Annotated in this window: 17 protein-coding genes and 1 tRNA gene; 15 read left to right on the top strand and 3 right to left on the bottom strand. The window is 64.2% G+C overall.

Features of this window, described 5'->3' with window-relative positions:
• The first annotated feature begins 1 nt into the window (after position 1).
• From ASC75_RS14745 to ASC75_RS14725, 5 genes are all read left to right on the top strand, one after another.
• A complete protein-coding gene (locus ASC75_RS14745) occupies positions 2–943 on the top strand; it encodes an alpha-E domain-containing protein (protein WP_055976751.1) in 942 nt (313 codons plus the stop codon).
• Positions 944–955: 12 nt separating this feature from the next.
• Positions 956–1750, top strand: coding sequence for a transglutaminase family protein (locus tag ASC75_RS14740; protein WP_055976746.1), 795 nt, complete (start codon positions 956–958; stop codon positions 1748–1750).
• A 26-nt stretch (positions 1751–1776) separates the two neighbouring features.
• A complete protein-coding gene (locus ASC75_RS14735) occupies positions 1777–2508 on the top strand; it encodes a proteasome-type protease (protein ID WP_055976743.1) in 732 nt (243 codons plus the stop codon).
• A 35-nt stretch (positions 2509–2543) separates the two neighbouring features.
• The gene (locus tag ASC75_RS14730; protein WP_055976740.1) at positions 2544–3956 is read left to right on the top strand and encodes a pyridoxal-dependent decarboxylase; all 1413 of its coding nucleotides are present in this window, start codon (positions 2544–2546) and stop codon (positions 3954–3956) included.
• A 107-nt stretch (positions 3957–4063) separates the two neighbouring features.
• On the top strand, positions 4064–4840 hold the full coding sequence (locus ASC75_RS14725; protein WP_055976737.1) for a DeoR/GlpR family DNA-binding transcription regulator: 777 nt from the start codon (positions 4064–4066) through the stop codon (positions 4838–4840).
• Positions 4841–4871: 31 nt separating this feature from the next.
• Here ASC75_RS14725 and ASC75_RS14720 read toward each other — a convergent pair whose 3' ends face one another.
• Positions 4872–5387 carry a BA14K family protein gene (locus ASC75_RS14720; RefSeq protein WP_055976734.1) on the bottom strand — a complete coding sequence of 172 codons (516 nt, stop codon included), beginning with the start codon at positions 5385–5387 and terminating at the stop codon, positions 4872–4874.
• Positions 5388–5655: 268 nt separating this feature from the next.
• On the opposite strand from ASC75_RS14720, the gene ASC75_RS14715 reads away from it, so the two are divergent.
• The 3 genes from ASC75_RS14715 to ASC75_RS14705 all read left to right on the top strand — a co-directional run bounded on the left by ASC75_RS14715 (position 5656) and on the right by ASC75_RS14705 (position 8128).
• The gene (locus tag ASC75_RS14715) at positions 5656–6807 is read left to right on the top strand and encodes a helix-turn-helix transcriptional regulator (RefSeq protein ID WP_055976732.1); all 1152 of its coding nucleotides are present in this window, start codon (positions 5656–5658) and stop codon (positions 6805–6807) included.
• Between the two features lie 64 nt (positions 6808–6871).
• Positions 6872–7336 (top strand): DUF995 domain-containing protein, encoded by a 465-nt coding sequence (locus ASC75_RS14710; RefSeq protein ID WP_055976729.1) that lies wholly within the window; start codon positions 6872–6874, stop codon positions 7334–7336.
• Between the two features lie 81 nt (positions 7337–7417).
• Positions 7418–8128 (top strand): DUF1194 domain-containing protein, encoded by a 711-nt coding sequence (locus ASC75_RS14705; RefSeq protein ID WP_244487845.1) that lies wholly within the window; start codon positions 7418–7420, stop codon positions 8126–8128.
• Between the two features lie 102 nt (positions 8129–8230).
• Here the strand turns inward: ASC75_RS14705 and ASC75_RS14700 are convergent.
• A tRNA-Lys gene (locus tag ASC75_RS14700) sits at positions 8231–8306 on the bottom strand.
• Positions 8307–8536: 230 nt separating this feature from the next.
• On the opposite strand from ASC75_RS14700, the gene ASC75_RS14695 reads away from it, so the two are divergent.
• From ASC75_RS14695 to ASC75_RS14670, 6 genes are all read left to right on the top strand, one after another.
• A complete protein-coding gene (locus tag ASC75_RS14695) occupies positions 8537–8875 on the top strand; it encodes a hypothetical protein (protein ID WP_055976726.1) in 339 nt (112 codons plus the stop codon).
• A gap of 118 nt (positions 8876–8993) precedes the next feature.
• Positions 8994–9740 carry a cytochrome c biogenesis CcdA family protein gene (locus ASC75_RS14690; RefSeq protein WP_055976721.1) on the top strand — a complete coding sequence of 249 codons (747 nt, stop codon included), beginning with the start codon at positions 8994–8996 and terminating at the stop codon, positions 9738–9740.
• A 99-nt stretch (positions 9741–9839) separates the two neighbouring features.
• The gene (gene glmU / locus ASC75_RS14685; RefSeq protein ID WP_055976718.1) at positions 9840–11207 is read left to right on the top strand and encodes a bifunctional UDP-N-acetylglucosamine diphosphorylase/glucosamine-1-phosphate N-acetyltransferase GlmU; all 1368 of its coding nucleotides are present in this window, start codon (positions 9840–9842) and stop codon (positions 11205–11207) included.
• Between the two features lie 145 nt (positions 11208–11352).
• A complete protein-coding gene (glmS, locus tag ASC75_RS14680) occupies positions 11353–13176 on the top strand; it encodes a glutamine--fructose-6-phosphate transaminase (isomerizing) (protein WP_055976715.1) in 1824 nt (607 codons plus the stop codon).
• 97 nt (positions 13177–13273) lie between these two features.
• Complete coding sequence (locus ASC75_RS14675; RefSeq protein WP_055976712.1) at positions 13274–13852, top strand: DUF2272 domain-containing protein; 579 nt, start codon at positions 13274–13276, stop codon at positions 13850–13852.
• 100 nt (positions 13853–13952) lie between these two features.
• Positions 13953–14708: a DUF502 domain-containing protein gene (locus tag ASC75_RS14670; protein ID WP_055976709.1), complete on the top strand. Its 756-nt coding sequence runs from the start codon at positions 13953–13955 to the stop codon at positions 14706–14708.
• On the opposite strand, the gene recG is transcribed toward ASC75_RS14670, so the two are convergent.
• A complete protein-coding gene (gene recG, locus ASC75_RS14665) occupies positions 14660–16768 on the bottom strand; it encodes an ATP-dependent DNA helicase RecG (protein WP_055976704.1) in 2109 nt (702 codons plus the stop codon). The genes ASC75_RS14670 and recG overlap by 49 nt on opposite strands.
• A gap of 91 nt (positions 16769–16859) precedes the next feature.
• Between recG and ASC75_RS14660 the strand changes: the two genes are divergently transcribed.
• Positions 16860–17147: a succinate dehydrogenase assembly factor 2 gene (locus tag ASC75_RS14660; RefSeq protein WP_055976701.1), complete on the top strand. Its 288-nt coding sequence runs from the start codon at positions 16860–16862 to the stop codon at positions 17145–17147.
• Position 17148 lies beyond the last annotated feature (1 nt).

Here is a 17148-nt window from a genome sequence, read left to right as displayed (position 1 = left end):
CATGCTCCTCGGACGCACCGCCAACGGCCTCTACTGGATGAACCGCTATATCGAGCGGACCGAGAACATGGCGCGGCTGATCGATGCCGGGTTGCGCATAGCGCTGACCCGCAGCCAGGACGCGTCGGAGGAGTGGAAGTCGGTGCTGCTGTCGGCGGGAGCAGCTACGTCGTTCGCCGCCAAGCACAGCGACTATACGGCGGAGAACGTCGCCGACTTCCTGTTACGCGACATGTCGAACCCGTCGAGTGCTGTGGCGGCGATCGAGACGGCGCGCAACAATGCCCGCATGGTGCGCACGGCGCTGACGCGCGAAACCTGGGAGAGCATCAACGAAGCCTGGATGTCGCTGAAGCGCATGCTGGCGCAGCCTATCGACCAGCGCGAATTGCCCGGCGTGCTCGACGCCATCAAGCGCGAAACCGCGCTGATCCGCGGATCGTTCTACGGCACGATGCTGCGCAACGAGATCTTCGATTTCGCCCAGCTCGGCACCTATGTCGAGCGCGCCGACAACACGGCGCGCATCCTCGACGTCAAATATTACGTTCTGCTGCCATCGGTTTCGTGGGTGGGCTCGTCGCTCGACAACTACCAGTGGGAATCGATCCTGCGTTCGGTGGCGGCGCACCGGTCGTACCGCTGGGTCTATGAAGCGGAATACAAGCCGACCAACATCGCCGAATACCTGATCCTCAACGTGCGCATGCCGCGCTCACTGACTTTCAGCTATCGTTTCCTGGCCGAGCATCTGAAATTTCTCGGCGAGGATTATGGCGCGCGCCACCCGGCGCAGGACATAGCAGAACGGATTTATGCCAGGCTGCGCGGCACCGAGATCAAGGACATCTTCGAAACCGGCCTGCACGAATTCCTGGCCGATTTCATCACCGACAACAACCGGCTGGGCGACCAGGTTGCCCAGGATTTCGGCTTCTACTGAGCGGACACGCCAATGCGGCTCAAGGTCACCCACCGCACGGAATACAACTACGACGAGCCGATCCGCTATGGCTTGCAGCGGTTGCGGCTGTGGCCGGTCAGCGGGCCGGCGCAGACCGTGCTGACCTGGTCGGTGCGCGTCGAGGGCGCGCGCGAGGAGGTGCGGTTCCTCGACCAGTTCGGCAACGACACGCGGCTGCTCAGCATCGACGGTGAACCGCATACGATCCGTGTCGTCGCCGAAGGCGAGGTCGACACCAACGATGTGGCAGGCGTGTCCGGGCCGCACCGCGGTTTTGCGCCGCTGTGGCTTTTCCAGCATGAGACGCCGCTGACGGCGCCGGGCGCGTCGATCCGCCAGCTTGCCGCCGGCATGGGCGAGGGCGGCGACCTGGAGCGGCTGCACCGGCTGATGGCCGAGATCCAGATGCGTATCGCCTACGTGCCGGGCACGACCGACACGCAGACCACCGGCGAGCAGGCGCTGAACAAGGGTACCGGAGTCTGCCAGGACCATGCGCATGTGTTTGCCGCCTGCGCCCGGCTGGCCGGTTTCCCGGCGCGCTATGTCAGCGGCTACCTGATGATGAACGACACCGTCGAACAGGTGGCGAGCCATGCCTGGGCGGAGGCCTTCGTCGACGGGCTCGGCTGGGTCGGCTTCGATGCCGCCAACGGTATTTCGCCCGACGAGCGTTATGTGCGCGTCGCGGTGGGGCGGGACTATCGCGAGGCGATGCCGATTTCGGGCATCCTGATCGGCCAGGCGCAGGAACGGCTTGCAGTCCACATCACTGTAGAGCAGTAATCCGGCGTGCAAGCGGACCGGAATCGATGACTTATTGCGTTGGCCTGAAGATTGATCGCGGACTGGTGTTCATGTCGGACACGCGCACCAATGCGGGCGTCGACAGCATATCGACCTTCCGCAAGATGCGCATCTGGGAGCAGCCGGGCGAGCGCGTGGTCGTGCTGATGTCTGCCGGCAACCTGGCCACCACACAAGCCGTGGTCAGCCTGCTTGACGAGCGGACCAAGGCGGTGGCCGATCGCGCCCCGACGCTGCTCGAAGCGCCGTCGATGTTCCAGATCGCGCGGCTGGTCGGCGACACGGTCAAGGAGGTGATCGCCCAGTCGGCACCTGCCGGGCAGACGGCGGATTCGGCGTTCAACGCCTCGTTCATCCTCGGCGGCCAGATCAAGGGCAGCGAACCCAGGCTGTTCATGATCTATCCGGAAGGCAACTTCATCGAATGCAGCGACGACACGCCGTTTTTCCAGATCGGCGAGACCAAATACGGCAAGCCGATCATCGTGCGCGCCTACGACCGCAAGATGAGCTTTGCCGAGACGGTGAAGCTCCTGATGGTGTCGTTCGATTCGACGCTCAAATCCAATCTCTCGGTCGGCTTGCCGCTCGATCTCGCCTTCTATGAGACGGACAGCCTCAAGATCGGCCTGAAAAGGCGGATCGGCGCCGACGATCCCTACTACAGGAGCGTTTCGGACGGCTGGTCCGACGCGCTGAAGGCGGCATTCCAGAGCCTGCCCGATTTCACCGAATAGCCGGCCAGCACTGCCATTGCCATCGGAGGACGACCATGGAGAGCAACGAGTTTCATCACTGGTCGGTGAAGGCGGCGGAGTGGGGCGTGGACTATCGCGCCGGCTTGCGCGATCGCCCGGTGCGGCCGGATGTCGAGCCGGGCAGCATCTTCGGCGCGGTGGCGGCCAGTCCGCCCGAGCAAGCCGAACCGATGGAGGCCATCTTCGCCGATTTCGAGGCGACCATCCTTCCCGGCATGACGCACTGGCAGCATCCGCGCTTCTTCGCCTATTTCCCGGCCAACGCCGCGCCCGTTTCGGTGGTGGCGGAATACCTGGTCAGCGCCATGGCGGCGCAATGCATGCTCTGGCAGACCTCGCCGGCGGCGACCGAGCTGGAGACCCGCGTGGTCGACTGGATGCGCCAGGCGCTTGGCCTGCCCGATGGTTTCGCCGGGGTGATCCAGGATTCCGCATCGCAGGCAACGCTTGGCGCCGTGCTGACGATGCGCGAACGGGCGCTCGCCTGGCAGGGCAACAAGGCAGGGCTTTCCGGCCAGCCGAGGTTGCGCATCTACAGCTCCGACCAGGTGCATACCTCGATCGATCGCGCCATCTGGGTTTCGGGCATTGGCGAGGACAACCTGGTGCGCATTCCGACCGCCGGCCGCAACCGCGGCATGGCGGCGGAAGCGCTCGAACGGGCGATTGCCGAGGACCGCGCCGCGGGCATGCTGCCGGCGGGGATCATCGCCTGCGTCGGCGGCACCAGTGTCGGCGCCACCGACGATATCGCAGCGGTCGCCAGGATTGCCGAGCGTGAGGGTCTCTACCTCCATGTCGATGCGGCCTGGGCCGGTTCGGCGATGATCTGTCCCGAGTTCCGCCATTTCTGGGCGGGCGTCGAAGGCGCCGATTCGATCGTCTTCAACCCGCACAAATGGCTCGGCGCGCAGTTCGACTGCTCGATCCAGTTCATCCGCGACCCCGAAAGCCTGGTCAGGACGCTGGCCATACGGCCGGACTATCTCAAGACGCACGGCCATGACGGCATCATCAACTATTCCGAATGGTCGGTGCCGCTCGGCCGCCGTTTCCGGGCGCTGAAACTGTGGTTCCTGCTGCGTGCGCATGGGCTGGAAGGCCTGCGGACGATGATCCGCAACCATGTCGCCTGGAGCGAAAAGCTGGCCGAACGGCTGCGGCGCGAGCCCGGTTTCGAGATCAGCAGCGAGCCGATGTTGTCGCTGTTCTCGTTCCGCCACATTCCAGCCGGTGCAGCCGATCTCGACCAGCACAATCTCGATCTTGTCGAGCGCATCAATCGCGACGGCCGTATCTACCTGACCCAGACGCGCCTCGACGGACGCGCGGTCATCCGCTTCCAGGCCGGGCAGTTCGAGGCACTTGAGGCCGATGTCGACTGCGCATTCGAGGTGATCACCGAGATTGCCCGCGCAAGCATCTGAATACGTCATCGACCGGCGCGGGCGCTTCGCTTCTGCTTTCAAAGCGCCTTTTCACTGCTTTCGTTTTCCCCTATCCTTCGTCAAAACGAACTGAGGGGAATGCCGAAATGTATCTTTCGCCGCGCCAGTCGGAAATCATCCAGCTTGCCAAGGACAATGGCCGCGTGCTGGTCGACGATCTCGCGGCCCATTTCCAGGTCACGCCGCAGACCATCCGAAAGGATCTGAACGACCTCTGCGACCAGCGCCTGTTGAGCCGTATCCATGGCGGGGCGCTGTTTCCCTCGGGTATCGAAAACCTGGAATACGAGGCGCGGCGCAAGATCGCGGCCGACGAAAAGGACGCGATCGGCCAGGCGGCGGCGCGCATCATTCCCGACAACGCCTCGCTGTTCGTCAACATCGGCACCACCACCGAAGCCGTGGGCAAGGCCCTGCTCGACCACAAGGGCCTGATGGTAATCACCAACAACATCAACGTTGCCAACAGGATGCGCGTATATCCCGACATGGAGGTGGTGATCGCGGGCGGGGTGGTACGCGGTTCGGACGGCGGTATCGTCGGCGAAGCCGCGGTCGATTTCATCCGCCAGTTCAAGGTCGACTACGCAGTCATCGGCGCTTCGGCGATCGACCATGACGGCGCGCTGCTGGACTTCGATTTCCGCGAGGTGAAGGTGGCGCAGGCCATCATCGCCAATGCCCGCCACGTCATCCTGGTGTCCGACCGGACGAAGTTCGAGCGCACGGCGCCGGTGCGCATTGCGCACCTGTCGCAGATGGACACGTTCATCACCGACCATTGCGACATTCCGAGCATTCGCAAGATCTGCGCGGAATCCGACGTCCAGCTCGTCGAAACGAAAAAACCCGCGCCCTTGTGAGCGCGGGTTCCATTCGCGTGAAACGCCTCGATCAGTAAGGCGAATAGCACTGCTGGCGCGGCCCATTGTAGGGCTGGAACGTGTTGTCCGAAGCGCGATAGGAGCGGTAGCGGTCGTAGCACCACTGGACGTGCGCGTTGCCGTAGCGGCTCGGCTGGACGTAGCGGGGGCGCGGCTGGTTGGCGATGGCGCCACCGATGATCGCTCCGGCGATGAAGGCACCGGCCGGGAACCAGAAGTCGTTGTGGCGACGATAGCCCGGCCTGTAGTCGCGGTAGCCGCGATGGCCGTTGAAATAGACGACATCGCCACGGTCCCTGTAGAAACCGCGACGCGGCGTACGGAAGTGGCTGCCGCTGTCGCTGCGTTCGACGCGCATGGCGCGACGCTTCTTCCAGTAGTTGTCGTACTGGACCTGCTGGATGGCGGTGTCGGCCAGCGGCGCCTTGGGATAGTAGGCGGGAGCGGCGGCAACCGGCATCGCCGAGGCGATCGCAAATGACGCGGCAATGGCCGTCGCCATCAAGCCTGACATAACTTTCTTCATGATGGTCTCCTCGTAGGTGGCGTCCGCTTGTAGGGGTAAACGGCGCCAACGGGCAAATGTTCCTCGGCAGACATCTGGCCGCCAGCAGCGCCCGGTGCCGCGCATCATCTGGAAATAGTGACCGTTTGCCGGTGATTTGCCGCTACAGCAGGCCAATATCGGCACGGAATCATGCTTGCCGGCTGCAATCGCACTGTAGTGGGGAGGCTGCCTATGCTACCTTGGCTTTGCGGCTTGAGGAGGCCCGGAGAGCGAGAGGGGGTCCGGCATGATGCTGGACAACCGCATCGAACGCGACATCGATGCCTGCTACGAAGCAGTGTTCGACCCCACGAGGTGGACCGACACGCTGCACGGCCTCGCGCGCTCGTTGAACGCTGCCTGCATGATGTTCTACCCCGGAAATCCGGACGCAAGCAGCAACGACCCGCGCAACCCTGCCCGTGAATTCGGGGCGATGCCGAGTTCCCGCGACTATGGCGACTTGCTTTGCGAATACGTCAAAAATCACTGGTATCTCGGGCATTACCGGGCCGAGCGCGGCATGCCGCTGCTGCGCGCCGGCCGCACCGTCGTCACCGAGCATGACCTGGCCACCGACGAGGAACGTCGCCGGCTTCGCCACTACAACGAACTCTACATGGCGTTCGGCTTCCCGGGCTTCGCCATGGTGGGCCTCAAGGTGCATGGCGGCCTGTGGGCGGTGCCGATGCTGCGTGCCAAGGGGCAGGGCCACTTCACGACCGAGGATTCGAAGGCCCTTGCCCGGATCGCCCCGCATTTTCGCCGGATGATATCGCTGTCGGAAACCATGGCGCTGGCGCAGGGGCGAACCGCGCTGGCGACCCTGGACGCACTGTCTTGCGCAGCCTTCCTGCTGGACAGCGTCGGCAATGTTCTCAGCCACAACAGCATCGCGGAGCGGATTCTCGGTGACGGCTTGCATCTTTCCGGGCGCCGGCTGAGGGCGGCCGACCATGCGAGCGAACTGGAACTGCGCAAGCTGGTGCACCAGGCGATCACCAATCGCCGTCCTTCGAGCCTTGATGCAAGCCATGCCGTGGCCGTCAGGCGCGATACGCGGCGGCCGTTGCTGGTGGAGGCATTGCCGACGGCGGGGATCATCGGCGATGTGTTCCAGTCGACCAGCGCCATCGTCATCGTCAAGAATTTCGAGGATCGCCCGCGCACGACTTCGGATCAGCTGCGCGGCGCATTCAGCCTGACGCCGGCAGAGACGCGGGTCGCGGTGCTGCTGGCAACCGGCGCCGGGCCGGGAGCGATCGCCGACAGTCTCCATCTTTCCAAGGAGACTGTGCGTGCGCACATGAAGATGATCTTCGCCAAGACCGGAACGCACCGGCAGGGCGAGCTGGTGGCATTGACAGCCAACATGGCCGGTACCTCGCCTATGACGTAACCCATTCGGGTGTTTCAGATGCCGCTGCGGTGGTCGATCCTTGGGGCCTTCACAGGAGGTTCCCATGAGCAGGACCATCATCGGACTGTCTGCCTTCGTGGTTGCGCTGATGCCTCTCGTCGGCTGGGCGGAGGAACTGCCCAAGGACGCGGTCCCGCTGACCGCTTCGGAGGTGCGCCAACTCTATTCGGGCAAGTCGGCCAATTGGAGCAGGGCCCGTGCCTATTTCGCTCCGGACAGCACCTTTCTCATACATGGCAAGGACACGAGCTGGTTTGGAGAGGGCAAATGGACCGTCAACGGCAACGAGGTATGCGGCAAGCTCAAGCGGACATCGGTCAAGGACGGAACCTCCAATACTGGTGGGGATTGCTGGGCCTGGTATCGGGTCGGCAAGAAATACATGACATTCTGGAGCGGCGAAAAAGACAAGAAATACGGATATTATGACACCGAGCTCAAGAAAATGAGTTCCGGGGACAAGGTATCGAGGACCGTTGCCGAACTGAAAAAGAAATCTGGAAGCTGACGCGCAACCGACACATCAACCAGGATCGCCTCTCGGGCCAGGCCGGTCCGAGGGGCCATTCCATGCGTAGGAGTGGAGCTTGTGGGCGCATTGCTTGCCAGACTGACTGCGGTTCTCGCCGCCTCGGCGTGTCCTGCCTATGCCACCAATGTCGATACGGCCATCGTCTTCGCCGTCGATGTGTCGGCATCGATCGATGCTGCGACGGCGGACATGCAACGCCAGGGCCATGCAGACGCCCTGGTCGCGCCGGAGGTGATCGCGGCCATTGCAAGAGGCGGTTCCCTGGGATGCATCGCCATCACCTATTTCGAATGGGCCGGGCCGGGCCACGTCCGCACCGTCCTGCCGTGGACGGCGATCTGCAGCCACGGTGACGCGCAGGCTGCGGCTGCGATCATCCGTCGCGACGGCGACAGCGGCCGCGGCTGCATCAGGAACTGCAGCACCTCGATTTCGTTCGCCATCGACCTGAGCGGCATTCTTTTCGAGCGCTATCCCGGGCATGCCGAGAGGAAAGTCATCGACATCTCCGCCAACGGCACCAACAACGATGGCCTACCGGTCGCTTTCAGCCGATTGCGGGCGCTCCGGAACGGCTACACCATCAATGCCATCGCCATGCCCGCTCATACGCGTGGCGTGGCCGAGGACCTCACCGACTATTTTGCGAAGAATGTCATCGGCGGGCCCGGCGCCTTCGTGGTCAGCCCCGATTCCGTCGGCGACTACGCCGACGCGCTTCGGCGCAAGCTGGTGGTGGAGATCAGCAGCCTTGCGGTGGCCGAATGATTGACGCGTTGAGGTGGGGAGGGATGGCCTCCGTCGATCGTAAGGGCGCGGCGACGGCCAGCGTGGCTACGTGCGAAACACCAATATGTCTGGGTCGGAAGTTGGTGAGCGCGCAGGGATTCGAACCCTGGACCTACTGATTAAAAGTCAGTTGCTCTACCGGCTGAGCTACGCGCTCCCGAAGGCCGCGTGGCGACCCGGAAATTGCGGCGGAACATAGGGAGAGTGCCGGGGCGGGTCAACCGGAAAAACAGCGCTGCAAACAGCCTGTCAAATGTGCCGCCCGGGACAGGCGCCGGCGGTCGGCCTGGCGGGGGAATATTACCCGGCGATGATGTTGCTGGCGGCATATGCCGCTGCTAGACCGTGGCGCCCAATACCGGGCACGCATCTATATGGAAATACATAATGCATACCGTTTTGAAACTCGTCTTTGCGTCAGTCCTGGCAGTGTCGGCCCTTCCTGCCGCGGCACAGGCGGAGGATCTTGTTTTCACGCTCAAGAATGGCACGTCGTCGGTCCTGACGAATTTCTATGCTTCGCCGGTGGGCGTCGACCAGTGGGAAGACGACATTTTCGGCCGTGACACGCTGGCGCCCGGCGAGTCGATGCAGATCACCATCGCCGACGGCCGCCGCACCTGCGAATACGACATGCGCTTCGAGTTCGAGGAAAGCTCGGATCTCGACACCACCGAAGACAAGCAGAATCTCTGCGAACTCGGCGAATACACCATCCACGAGTAATCGACGGTCGGCGCCGGGGCGGCTTCGGCACGCCCCGGCGCAGCCACGGAATGGTGATTGGTGCGGAGCACATGGGCCCGCTATATGCGGCGCCGGAAGATCCGCGGAGCAGCATGGCATGGTACTGGACATCGGTTATCTCAGCGCATTGGGGGCAGGCGCCCTGTCGTTCCTGTCGCCCTGTGTCCTGCCGCTGGTGCCGCCCTACCTCTGCTACATGGCCGGCGTTTCGGTCGACGATTTCAAGGCCGACGGCGGCGTCGCCACGGTTTCCAGGGCGCGCGGCGCCTTGATGGCGGCTTCCGGTTCCTTTGTGCTCGGCTTCACCACAGTGTTCGTGGCGCTCGGCGCGGGTGCCTCGACCATCGGCCAGCTGCTGCGCACCTGGCAGGAGCCGCTGGCCATGGCCGCCGGCGTGCTGATCATCCTGATGGGCCTCAACTTCCTCGGCTTGCTGCGCATTCCCATGCTGTCGCGCGAGGCGCGCTTCCAGTCGCAGGGCAAGCCGGCAAGCCATCTGGCCGCCTATCTCATGGGCCTCGCCTTCGCCTTTGGCTGGACGCCCTGCATCGGGCCGGTGCTGGGGCCGATCCTGACCCTGGCCGGCGGCCGCGAAACAGTGGGCGAGGGCGCATTGCTGCTCGCCGTCTATTCGCTCGGGCTCGGCATTCCGTTCCTGATCGCGGCGATGTTCTCCGGCGCCTTCATGCGCTTCCTCTCCAAGTTCCGTGTCCATCTCGGCAAGGTCGAGAAGGTGATCGGCGGTTTGCTGGTCGTGGCCGGCGTGCTGTTTTTGACCGGCGGCATCCAGACGGCATCCTACTGGCTACTGGAACGCTTTCCGGTGCTCGGCCAACTCGGCTGATCCTTCAAAACGTCGAAATCGGTGTGCATTGGAGGCGATTGCCAGCAATGCTAGAAAGGTGGCCGATTCCAGCCGCCTTCTTCCAATCCGGACGACGCCATGACCTCGAGAACCTGCCTGTCGATCATCCTTGCCGCCGGCGAGGGTACCCGGATGAAGAGCACCATGCCCAAGGTGCTGCACCAGATTGCCGGCCTGGCGATGGTGGCGCATGTGGCGCGCACCGCCGAGGCCGCCGGCGCTGACGGCGTGGCACTGGTCGTCGGCCATGGAGGCGATCAGGTGAAGGCGGCGGCGGAGCGGTTTGCGCCCGGCGCCGAGGTTTTCGTCCAGACCGAACGCCTGGGCACCGCGCATGCTGTGCTGGCGGCGCGGCAGGCGATCGCGAGCGGCCATGACGATGTGCTGGTGATGTTCGGCGACACGCCGCTGGTCGAGGCCGAATCGCTTGCGCTGGCGCGGCAGAAGCTTGCCGACGGGGCCGCGGTCGTGGTCATCGGCTTCCGGCCGCCGAACCCGGCCGGCTATGGCCGGCTGATCGAGAAGGACGGCAGGCTGGTGGCGATCCGCGAGGACAAGGACTGCACCGACGAGGAGCGCAAGATTGGCTTCTGCAATGCGGGCCTGATGGCGGTTGCCGGCAAGCACGCGCTCGACCTGCTCGACAAGGTGGGCAATGCCAACGCCAAGGGCGAGTACTACCTCACCGACATCGTCGAGATTGCCGATCGGGCAGGGCTGACCGTCATGGCCACCGAAGCGAGCTTCGAGAGCGTGCTCGGCATCAACAACCGCGCCGAGCTGGCCGAGGCGGAGGCGATCTGGCAGAAGCGGCGGCGCCGACGTGCAATGCTGGAGGGGGCGACGCTGATTGCACCCGAAACGGTCCATTTTTCGCATGATACCGAGATCGGCGCGGATGTGCTGGTCGAGCCGAACGTCTGGTTCGGACCGGGCGTGAAGATCGCCGACGGGGCCACCATCCACGCCTTCAGCCACCTTGAGGGCACCAATGTCGGCCCGCGCGCCGAGGTCGGGCCGTTCGCACGGCTGCGGCCGGGCGCCGACCTGCATGAAAAGGCCAAGGTCGGCAATTTCTGCGAGGTCAAGAAGGCGACGGTGGAGAAGGGCGCCAAGGTCAACCACCTGACCTATATCGGCGATGCGCGGGTCGGCGCGGGCGCCAATATCGGCGCGGGTACGATCACCTGCAACTATGACGGCTATTCCAAGTTCTTCACCGACATCGGCGCGGGCGCCTTCATCGGCTCGAATTCGTCGCTGGTCGCCCCGATCGTCATCGGTGACGGCGCCTATGTCGCCTCGGGCAGCGTGATTACCGAGGAAATCCCCGCAGATGCGCTGGCCTTCGGCCGCGCACGCCAGAAGACGCTACCGGGCAAGGGCAAGGAATTGCGCGAGCGGTTTGCTTCGGCGGCGGCGGCGAAGAAGGCGGGCGCGAAGTAACCGCATTTCAATTCTGCCGTGCGACGATGGCATGTCCTGAAGGGCCGAATGGCTGATACGTTGCGACACGGAATGTGACTTCCGCTTGGCTGTCGTGCTGCCTAAAAGGCCGACAGGGTTTTGAGGGATTGGACGGGGCAAGATCATGTGCGGAATCGTTGGTATCGTCGGCCAGGCGCCGGTTGCGCCGCTGATCGTCGATGCGCTGAAGCGCCTCGAATATCGCGGCTATGACTCGGCCGGTGTTGCCACCATCGAGAATGGCGAACTGGCGCGCCGCCGCGCCGAGGGCAAGCTGGTCAATCTCGAGCGCCGGCTGAAGGCCGAACCGCTGGACGGCAATATCGGCATCGGCCACACCCGCTGGGCCACTCATGGCGTGCCCAACGAGACCAATGCGCACCCGCATTTCTCGAACGGCGTGGCGATCGTGCACAACGGCATCATCGAGAATTTTGCCGAGCTGCGCCAGGAGCTTACGGCCGACGGCTACGCATTCACATCGCAGACCGACACCGAGGTGGTGGCGCATCTCATCGCGCGCGAGCTGGCGCGTGGCGTGGCACCCGTGGAGGCGGCCCACGCCTCGCTCAAGCGCCTGCACGGCGCCTTTGCGCTGGCCATCATGTTCCAGGGCGACGAAGACCTGATCGTCGGTGCCCGCAATGGCCCGCCGCTGGCCGTCGGCCATGGCGAGGGCGAGATGTTCCTGGGCTCGGACGCGATCGCGCTGGCGCCCTTCACCAATTCGGTGACCTATCTCGAGGACGGCGACTGGGCCGTGGTACGCCGCAGCGCGTTCCAGATCTACGACATGGACGGCACTCCGGTGGAGCGCCAGCGGCGGCAGTCGGTCGGCACCAGCTATCTCGTCGACAAGGGCAACCACAGGCACTTCATGGAGAAGGAAATCCATGAGCAGCCGGAGGTGATCTCGCATACGCTGGCGCATTATCTCGACTTCACCCAGGGCACCTCGAAGCCGCTCGACCTGCCGTTCAGCTTTGCCGACATCGACCGCATTGCCGTTTCGGCCTGCGGCACCGCTTATCTGGCGGGTCTGGTAGGCAAATACTGGTTCGAGCGCCATGCGCGGCTGCCGGTCGACATCGATGTCGCCTCGGAGTTCCGCTATCGCGAGATGCCGATCTCGAAGAAGAGTGCCGCGTTCTTCGTGTCGCAGTCGGGCGAGACCGCCGACACGCTGGCCTCGCTGCGCTACTGCCGCAAGGCCGGGGTGCCGATCGGCGCCATCGTCAATGTCCGCGAATCGACGATCGCGCGCGAATCCGACGTGACGATGCCGACACTGGCCGGGCCGGAGATCGGCGTCGCCTCGACCAAGGCCTTTACCTGCCAGCTGTCGGTGCTGGCGGCCCTGACCATACGCGCCGCCTCGCAGCGCGGCACGATCACCGCGGATGAAGAAAAGGCGCTGGTGCGCAGTCTTTCGGAGACGCCGCGCTATGCCGCCCAGGTTCTCAAGCTCGACAAGCAGATCGAGAAGGTGGCGCGCGAGCTGTCGTCGTACAAGCACGTGCTCTATCTCGGCCGCGACACCAACTTCCCGCTCGCCATGGAAGGCGCGCTGAAGCTCAAGGAAATCTCCTACATCCATGCCGAAGGGTATGCCGCAGGCGAGCTCAAGCACGGCCCGATCGCGCTGATCGACGAGAACATGCCGGTCATCGTGATCGCCCCGCATGACCGCATCTTCGAAAAGACTGTGTCGAACATGCAGGAAGTGGCGGCGCGCGGCGGCAAGATCATCCTGATCACCGACAAGAAGGGCGCGGCGCAGGCGACGGTGAACACGCTGGAAACCATCGTCCTGCCCGACGTGCCGGAATTCATCGCACCGATCATCTATGCGCTGCCGATCCAGATGCTGGCCTATTTCACCGCCGTGTTCATGGGCACAGACGTCGACCAGCCGCGCAACCTGGCCAAGTCGGTGACGGTGGAATAATCTCCCTTCGGTTGTGAGATTTGTGCAATACATCTCACGGTTGCATATCGGTTGGCTTGGAGTATAGTTCCCCCAGGATCGTTTTTGGGGGGTACGCATGGCTACGTCCTTCGAAAGGAAGCTTGCCTCGCTGGCAGAGGCGGAATTCGACCAGTTCCACGGCTTCCACGAGACAACGCCCAAGATGGCTGCGAGGATCAAGGGGTACTGGACGAGCCTGGGGCTGCATTTTCCTGGCGTCGGGACGCCCTGGTCGGCCGTGTTCGTCTCGTCCTTCGTCAAGCGGGCAGGTGCATCGGCGTCGGAATTCAAGTTCTCGCCGAGGCATTCCGAATTCGTCCATCGGGCCATCGCCAACATGAAGAGCGGCACCGGGGTGTTCCATGGGCATCCGGTATCGGCATATGCACCGCATATCGGCGACATCATCCAGAACAACCGCAACGGCAACACGTTCGACTTCAACTTCGCGGCGGGCAACATGGCCTACGAATCCCATTCGGCCATAGTGGTCGAGGAGGGGACGGACGGAAACGGCCGCTACGTCAGGACCGTTGGCGGCAATGAAGCCGACACGGTTGGCGAGCGGGTCGTTCGCCTGACGTCGAGCGGCCTGATCAAGCAACCTGCAGCCGATCCGAGCCGGTTCATCTGCGTCATCGAGACGTTGAAATAGAGGCCGTGCCGGCGGAACCAAAGAGCCCCGTTATATCGGTTGTCGAGAGACTGGCTTGATGCTCTAAGGTGAGTGCAGCGCACAATGCATCGAGCTGCCCATGTCGGATGCCCACAAGACCTCGGCCATGACCCGATTGAGGAACTACTTCCTCACCGGCTTCGTCGTTTGCGCGCCGCTGGTGCTGACGATCTACATCGTCTGGTCGTTTGTCGGCTGGGTCGATTCCTGGGTGAAGCCGTACATTCCCGGGCGGTACAATCCAGACAACTATCTTTCGATCCAGTTGCCGGGCTTCGGCCTGATCGTCGCCCTGGTGCTGATCACGCTGATCGGCTTCCTGACCGCCAATTTCATCGGCCGCGCCATCGTAACCTTCGGCGAGCGGCTGCTTAACCGCATGCCGCTGGTGCGCGGGCTCTACAAGGCGCTGAAGCAATTGTTCGAGACCGCACTTTCCGACAAGAACGAGATGTTCCGCACCGTCGGCATGGTCGAATATCCGCGCAAGGGCGTGTGGTCGATCGTCTTCATCGCCGCCGACAAGCGCAGCGAGATCAACGAGAAGCTGGACCAGGAAGGCGATCCGCTGATGGCGGTCTTCATGCCGTGTACGCCGAACCCGACGACGGGATTCCTCATGTACGTCCCCCGGTCGGAGGTCGTGCTGCTCGACATGAGCATCGAGGACGGTGCCAAGCTGATCGTTTCGGCGGGGCTGGTGACGCCGGAGACGAAGGGCAGGATCACGGCGAACGGCGTGCCGATCGAAGGACCGATGGGCAACCCGCCTGTCGGCACGTTGCCTCAGCCGGCCCTCAGCAGCCTGACCGCCTCGTCGCGCCCGAACAAATAGAGCAGCAGCCGGAGCGTCTCGCCGCGTGGCGACACCAGTTCGGGGTCGCGGGCGAGGATCAGCCGGGCGTCGTCGCGGGCGATTTCGAGAAGATCGGCATGCGCCTCGATGCGGGCGACCTGGAAGCCTGGCGTGCCCGACTGGCGGGTGCCCAAGAGCTCGCCTTCGCCACGCAGCTTGAGGTCTTCCTCGGCGATGAGGAAGCCGTCCTCGGTGTCGCGCATGACCGACAGGCGGCGCTTGGCGGTTTCGCCGAGCGGGTCCTTGTAGAGCAGCACGCAGGATGACGGCTTCGAGCCGCGGCCGACGCGACCGCGCAGCTGGTGCAACTGGGCGAGGCCGAAGCGCTCGGCATGCTCGATGACGATGATGGTGGCGTCGGGCACGTCGACGCCGACCTCGATGACGGTGGTGGCGATCAGCACGCGTGTCTCGCCTTTCTTGAAGGCGCGCATCGCCTCGTCCTTCTCGGCGCCTTTCATGCGGCCGTGGACGAGGCCGATGCGGTCGCCGAAGACCGGCTGCAGCGAGGCAAAGCGATCCTCCGCCGACATCAGCTTGATCTCCTCGGATTCCTCGACCAGCGGGCAGATCCAGTAGACCTTCTGGCCCTCGGCGACGGCGTCGCGCATGCGGCCGACGAGGTCGTCGAGGCGTTCGAGCGGCATGGTGACCGTCTTGATCGGCTGGCGCCCGGCAGGTTTTTCGATCAGGCGCGAGACATCCATGTCGCCGAAAGCGGTCAGCACCAACGTGCGCGGGATGGGGGTGGCGGTCATCACCAGCATGTCGGGCGCCTGGCCCTTGGCGTTCATTGCCAGGCGCTGGTGCACGCCGAAACGGTGCTGCTCGTCGATGACGGCGAGCGCCATGTCGCGGAACACCACGGTCTCCTGGAACAACGCGTGCGTGCCGATGACGATGTCGATGTCGCCGCTTTCGAGGCCGGCGAGGATGTGGCTGCGCTCGCGGCCCTTTTCGCGACCGGTGAGCACGGCAACTGTCATGCCGACGCGCTCCGCCAGCGGGGCGATGGTGGCGAGGTGCTGTCGCGCAAGGATTTCGGTCGGCGCCATCAACGCCGCTTGGCCGCCGGCCTCGACGGCGCGGGCCATGGCAAGCAGCGCGACCACCGTCTTGCCGGAACCGACATCGCCCTGGAGCAGGCGCAACATGCGTTCGGGCTTGGCCAGGTCCTCGTTGATCTCGACAAGCGCCTGTTCCTGCGAGCCGGTCAGCGCGTATGGCAGGGCCTTGCGCAGCGCCTCGACGAGGCGGCCGTCGCCGGTGAGCGGCCGGCCATGCAGCTTGCGCACCCTGGCGCGGACAAGCGCCAGCGACACCTGCCCAGCGAGGAATTCGTCATAGGCGAGCCGGCGCCAGGCGGCGTTTTCGGGCGAGGCGTCGATCGGATCGGCGGGGTTATGGACGCGATGGAGCGCTGCCGCGAAGGGCGGAAAGCTCTGCTTGCGCATCACGTCCGCATCCAGCCATTCCGGGAAAGCAGGCACCCGCTCCAGCGACTGGCCGATGGCGCGGCGCAGCACCTTGGCCGAAAGCCCGGCGGTCAGCGGATAGACCGGCTCGACCAGCGGCAGCTTGGCGGCCTCGCTGGCAAGCGCGATGTGGTCGGGATGGACCATCGAGGGTCGGCCGTTGAACCACTCCATGCGGCCCGAAACGATGACCATCTCGCCCTCGGGCATCGCCTTTTCGAGATAAGCGGCATGGGCGTGGAAGAAAGTGAGAGCGATCTCGCCGGTGTCGTCATGGGCAAAGACGCGGTAGGGCGCCGAGCGATTGCCGCGCGGCGCAGGGTGGTGGCGGTCGATGCGCACCTCCAGCGTGACGATGGCGCCTTCGGCGGCGAGCGCTATGCCGGGCCGGTTGCGCCGGTCGATGATGCTGTTGGGCAGCACGAACAGCAGGTCGCCGGTTCGCGCCGAGCGGTCGCCGAGATCGGCCGGCACGACCTTCTCGATCAGCACGGCGACCTTGGGCCCGATGCCGGCAAGCGAGGTGATGGGCGAGAACAGGGGGTCGAGCAGTGATGGGCGCATGATGTCAGCTTATGCGCTGGAGTTGTCCGGGCAAAGGCTGACAGGGACGGCTATCCACGCTATATGCGCCCGGCATAAGAGGATTTTGGACATGACCGGAACGACACGCTCGAGCGAAGGGCTTGATCCGCGCAGGCGCAAGCTTTTGTTTCGGTCCTGGCATCGCGGCATGCGCGAGATGGACCTGGTCCTCGGCAGCTTCGCCGATGCCAACATCGACAGATTAAGCGAGACGGAGCTCGACCTCTACGAGGCGCTGCTCGACATTGCCGACAGGGAGTTGCTGTCGTGGATCGTCGGCGAGGCGCCGGTGCCCGAGGCCGTCGACCACGACGTCTACCGCCAGATCGTGGCATCGCGCAGCGCCTTCACAATCTGAG

Origin of the sequence: Aminobacter sp. DSM 101952, assembly GCF_001424795.1 — a bacterium.
Taxonomy (GTDB): domain Bacteria; phylum Pseudomonadota; class Alphaproteobacteria; order Rhizobiales; family Rhizobiaceae; genus Aminobacter; species Aminobacter aganoensis.
This window is presented reverse-complemented; position numbering and strand designations above follow the sequence as displayed.

Coding starts and splice junctions, on each gene's coding strand:
- recG (WP_055976704.1), bottom strand. CDS start 16,768: ATGCGCCCATCACTGCTCGACCCCCTGTTCTCGCCCATCACCTCGCTT.
- ASC75_RS14730 (WP_055976740.1), top strand. CDS start 2,544: ATGGAGAGCAACGAGTTTCATCACTGGTCGGTGAAGGCGGCGGAGTGG.
- ASC75_RS14725 (WP_055976737.1), top strand. CDS start 4,064: ATGTATCTTTCGCCGCGCCAGTCGGAAATCATCCAGCTTGCCAAGGAC.
- ASC75_RS14745 (WP_055976751.1), top strand. CDS start 2: ATGCTCCTCGGACGCACCGCCAACGGCCTCTACTGGATGAACCGCTAT.
- ASC75_RS14690 (WP_055976721.1), top strand. CDS start 8,994: ATGGTACTGGACATCGGTTATCTCAGCGCATTGGGGGCAGGCGCCCTG.
- glmS (WP_055976715.1), top strand. CDS start 11,353: ATGTGCGGAATCGTTGGTATCGTCGGCCAGGCGCCGGTTGCGCCGCTG.
- ASC75_RS14720 (WP_055976734.1), bottom strand. CDS start 5,387: ATGAAGAAAGTTATGTCAGGCTTGATGGCGACGGCCATTGCCGCGTCA.
- ASC75_RS14670 (WP_055976709.1), top strand. CDS start 13,953: ATGTCGGATGCCCACAAGACCTCGGCCATGACCCGATTGAGGAACTAC.
- ASC75_RS14735 (WP_055976743.1), top strand. CDS start 1,777: ATGACTTATTGCGTTGGCCTGAAGATTGATCGCGGACTGGTGTTCATG.
- glmU (WP_055976718.1), top strand. CDS start 9,840: ATGACCTCGAGAACCTGCCTGTCGATCATCCTTGCCGCCGGCGAGGGT.
- ASC75_RS14695 (WP_055976726.1), top strand. CDS start 8,537: ATGCATACCGTTTTGAAACTCGTCTTTGCGTCAGTCCTGGCAGTGTCG.
- ASC75_RS14715 (WP_055976732.1), top strand. CDS start 5,656: ATGATGCTGGACAACCGCATCGAACGCGACATCGATGCCTGCTACGAA.
- ASC75_RS14740 (WP_055976746.1), top strand. CDS start 956: ATGCGGCTCAAGGTCACCCACCGCACGGAATACAACTACGACGAGCCG.
- ASC75_RS14675 (WP_055976712.1), top strand. CDS start 13,274: ATGGCTACGTCCTTCGAAAGGAAGCTTGCCTCGCTGGCAGAGGCGGAA.
- ASC75_RS14710 (WP_055976729.1), top strand. CDS start 6,872: ATGAGCAGGACCATCATCGGACTGTCTGCCTTCGTGGTTGCGCTGATG.
- ASC75_RS14660 (WP_055976701.1), top strand. CDS start 16,860: ATGACCGGAACGACACGCTCGAGCGAAGGGCTTGATCCGCGCAGGCGC.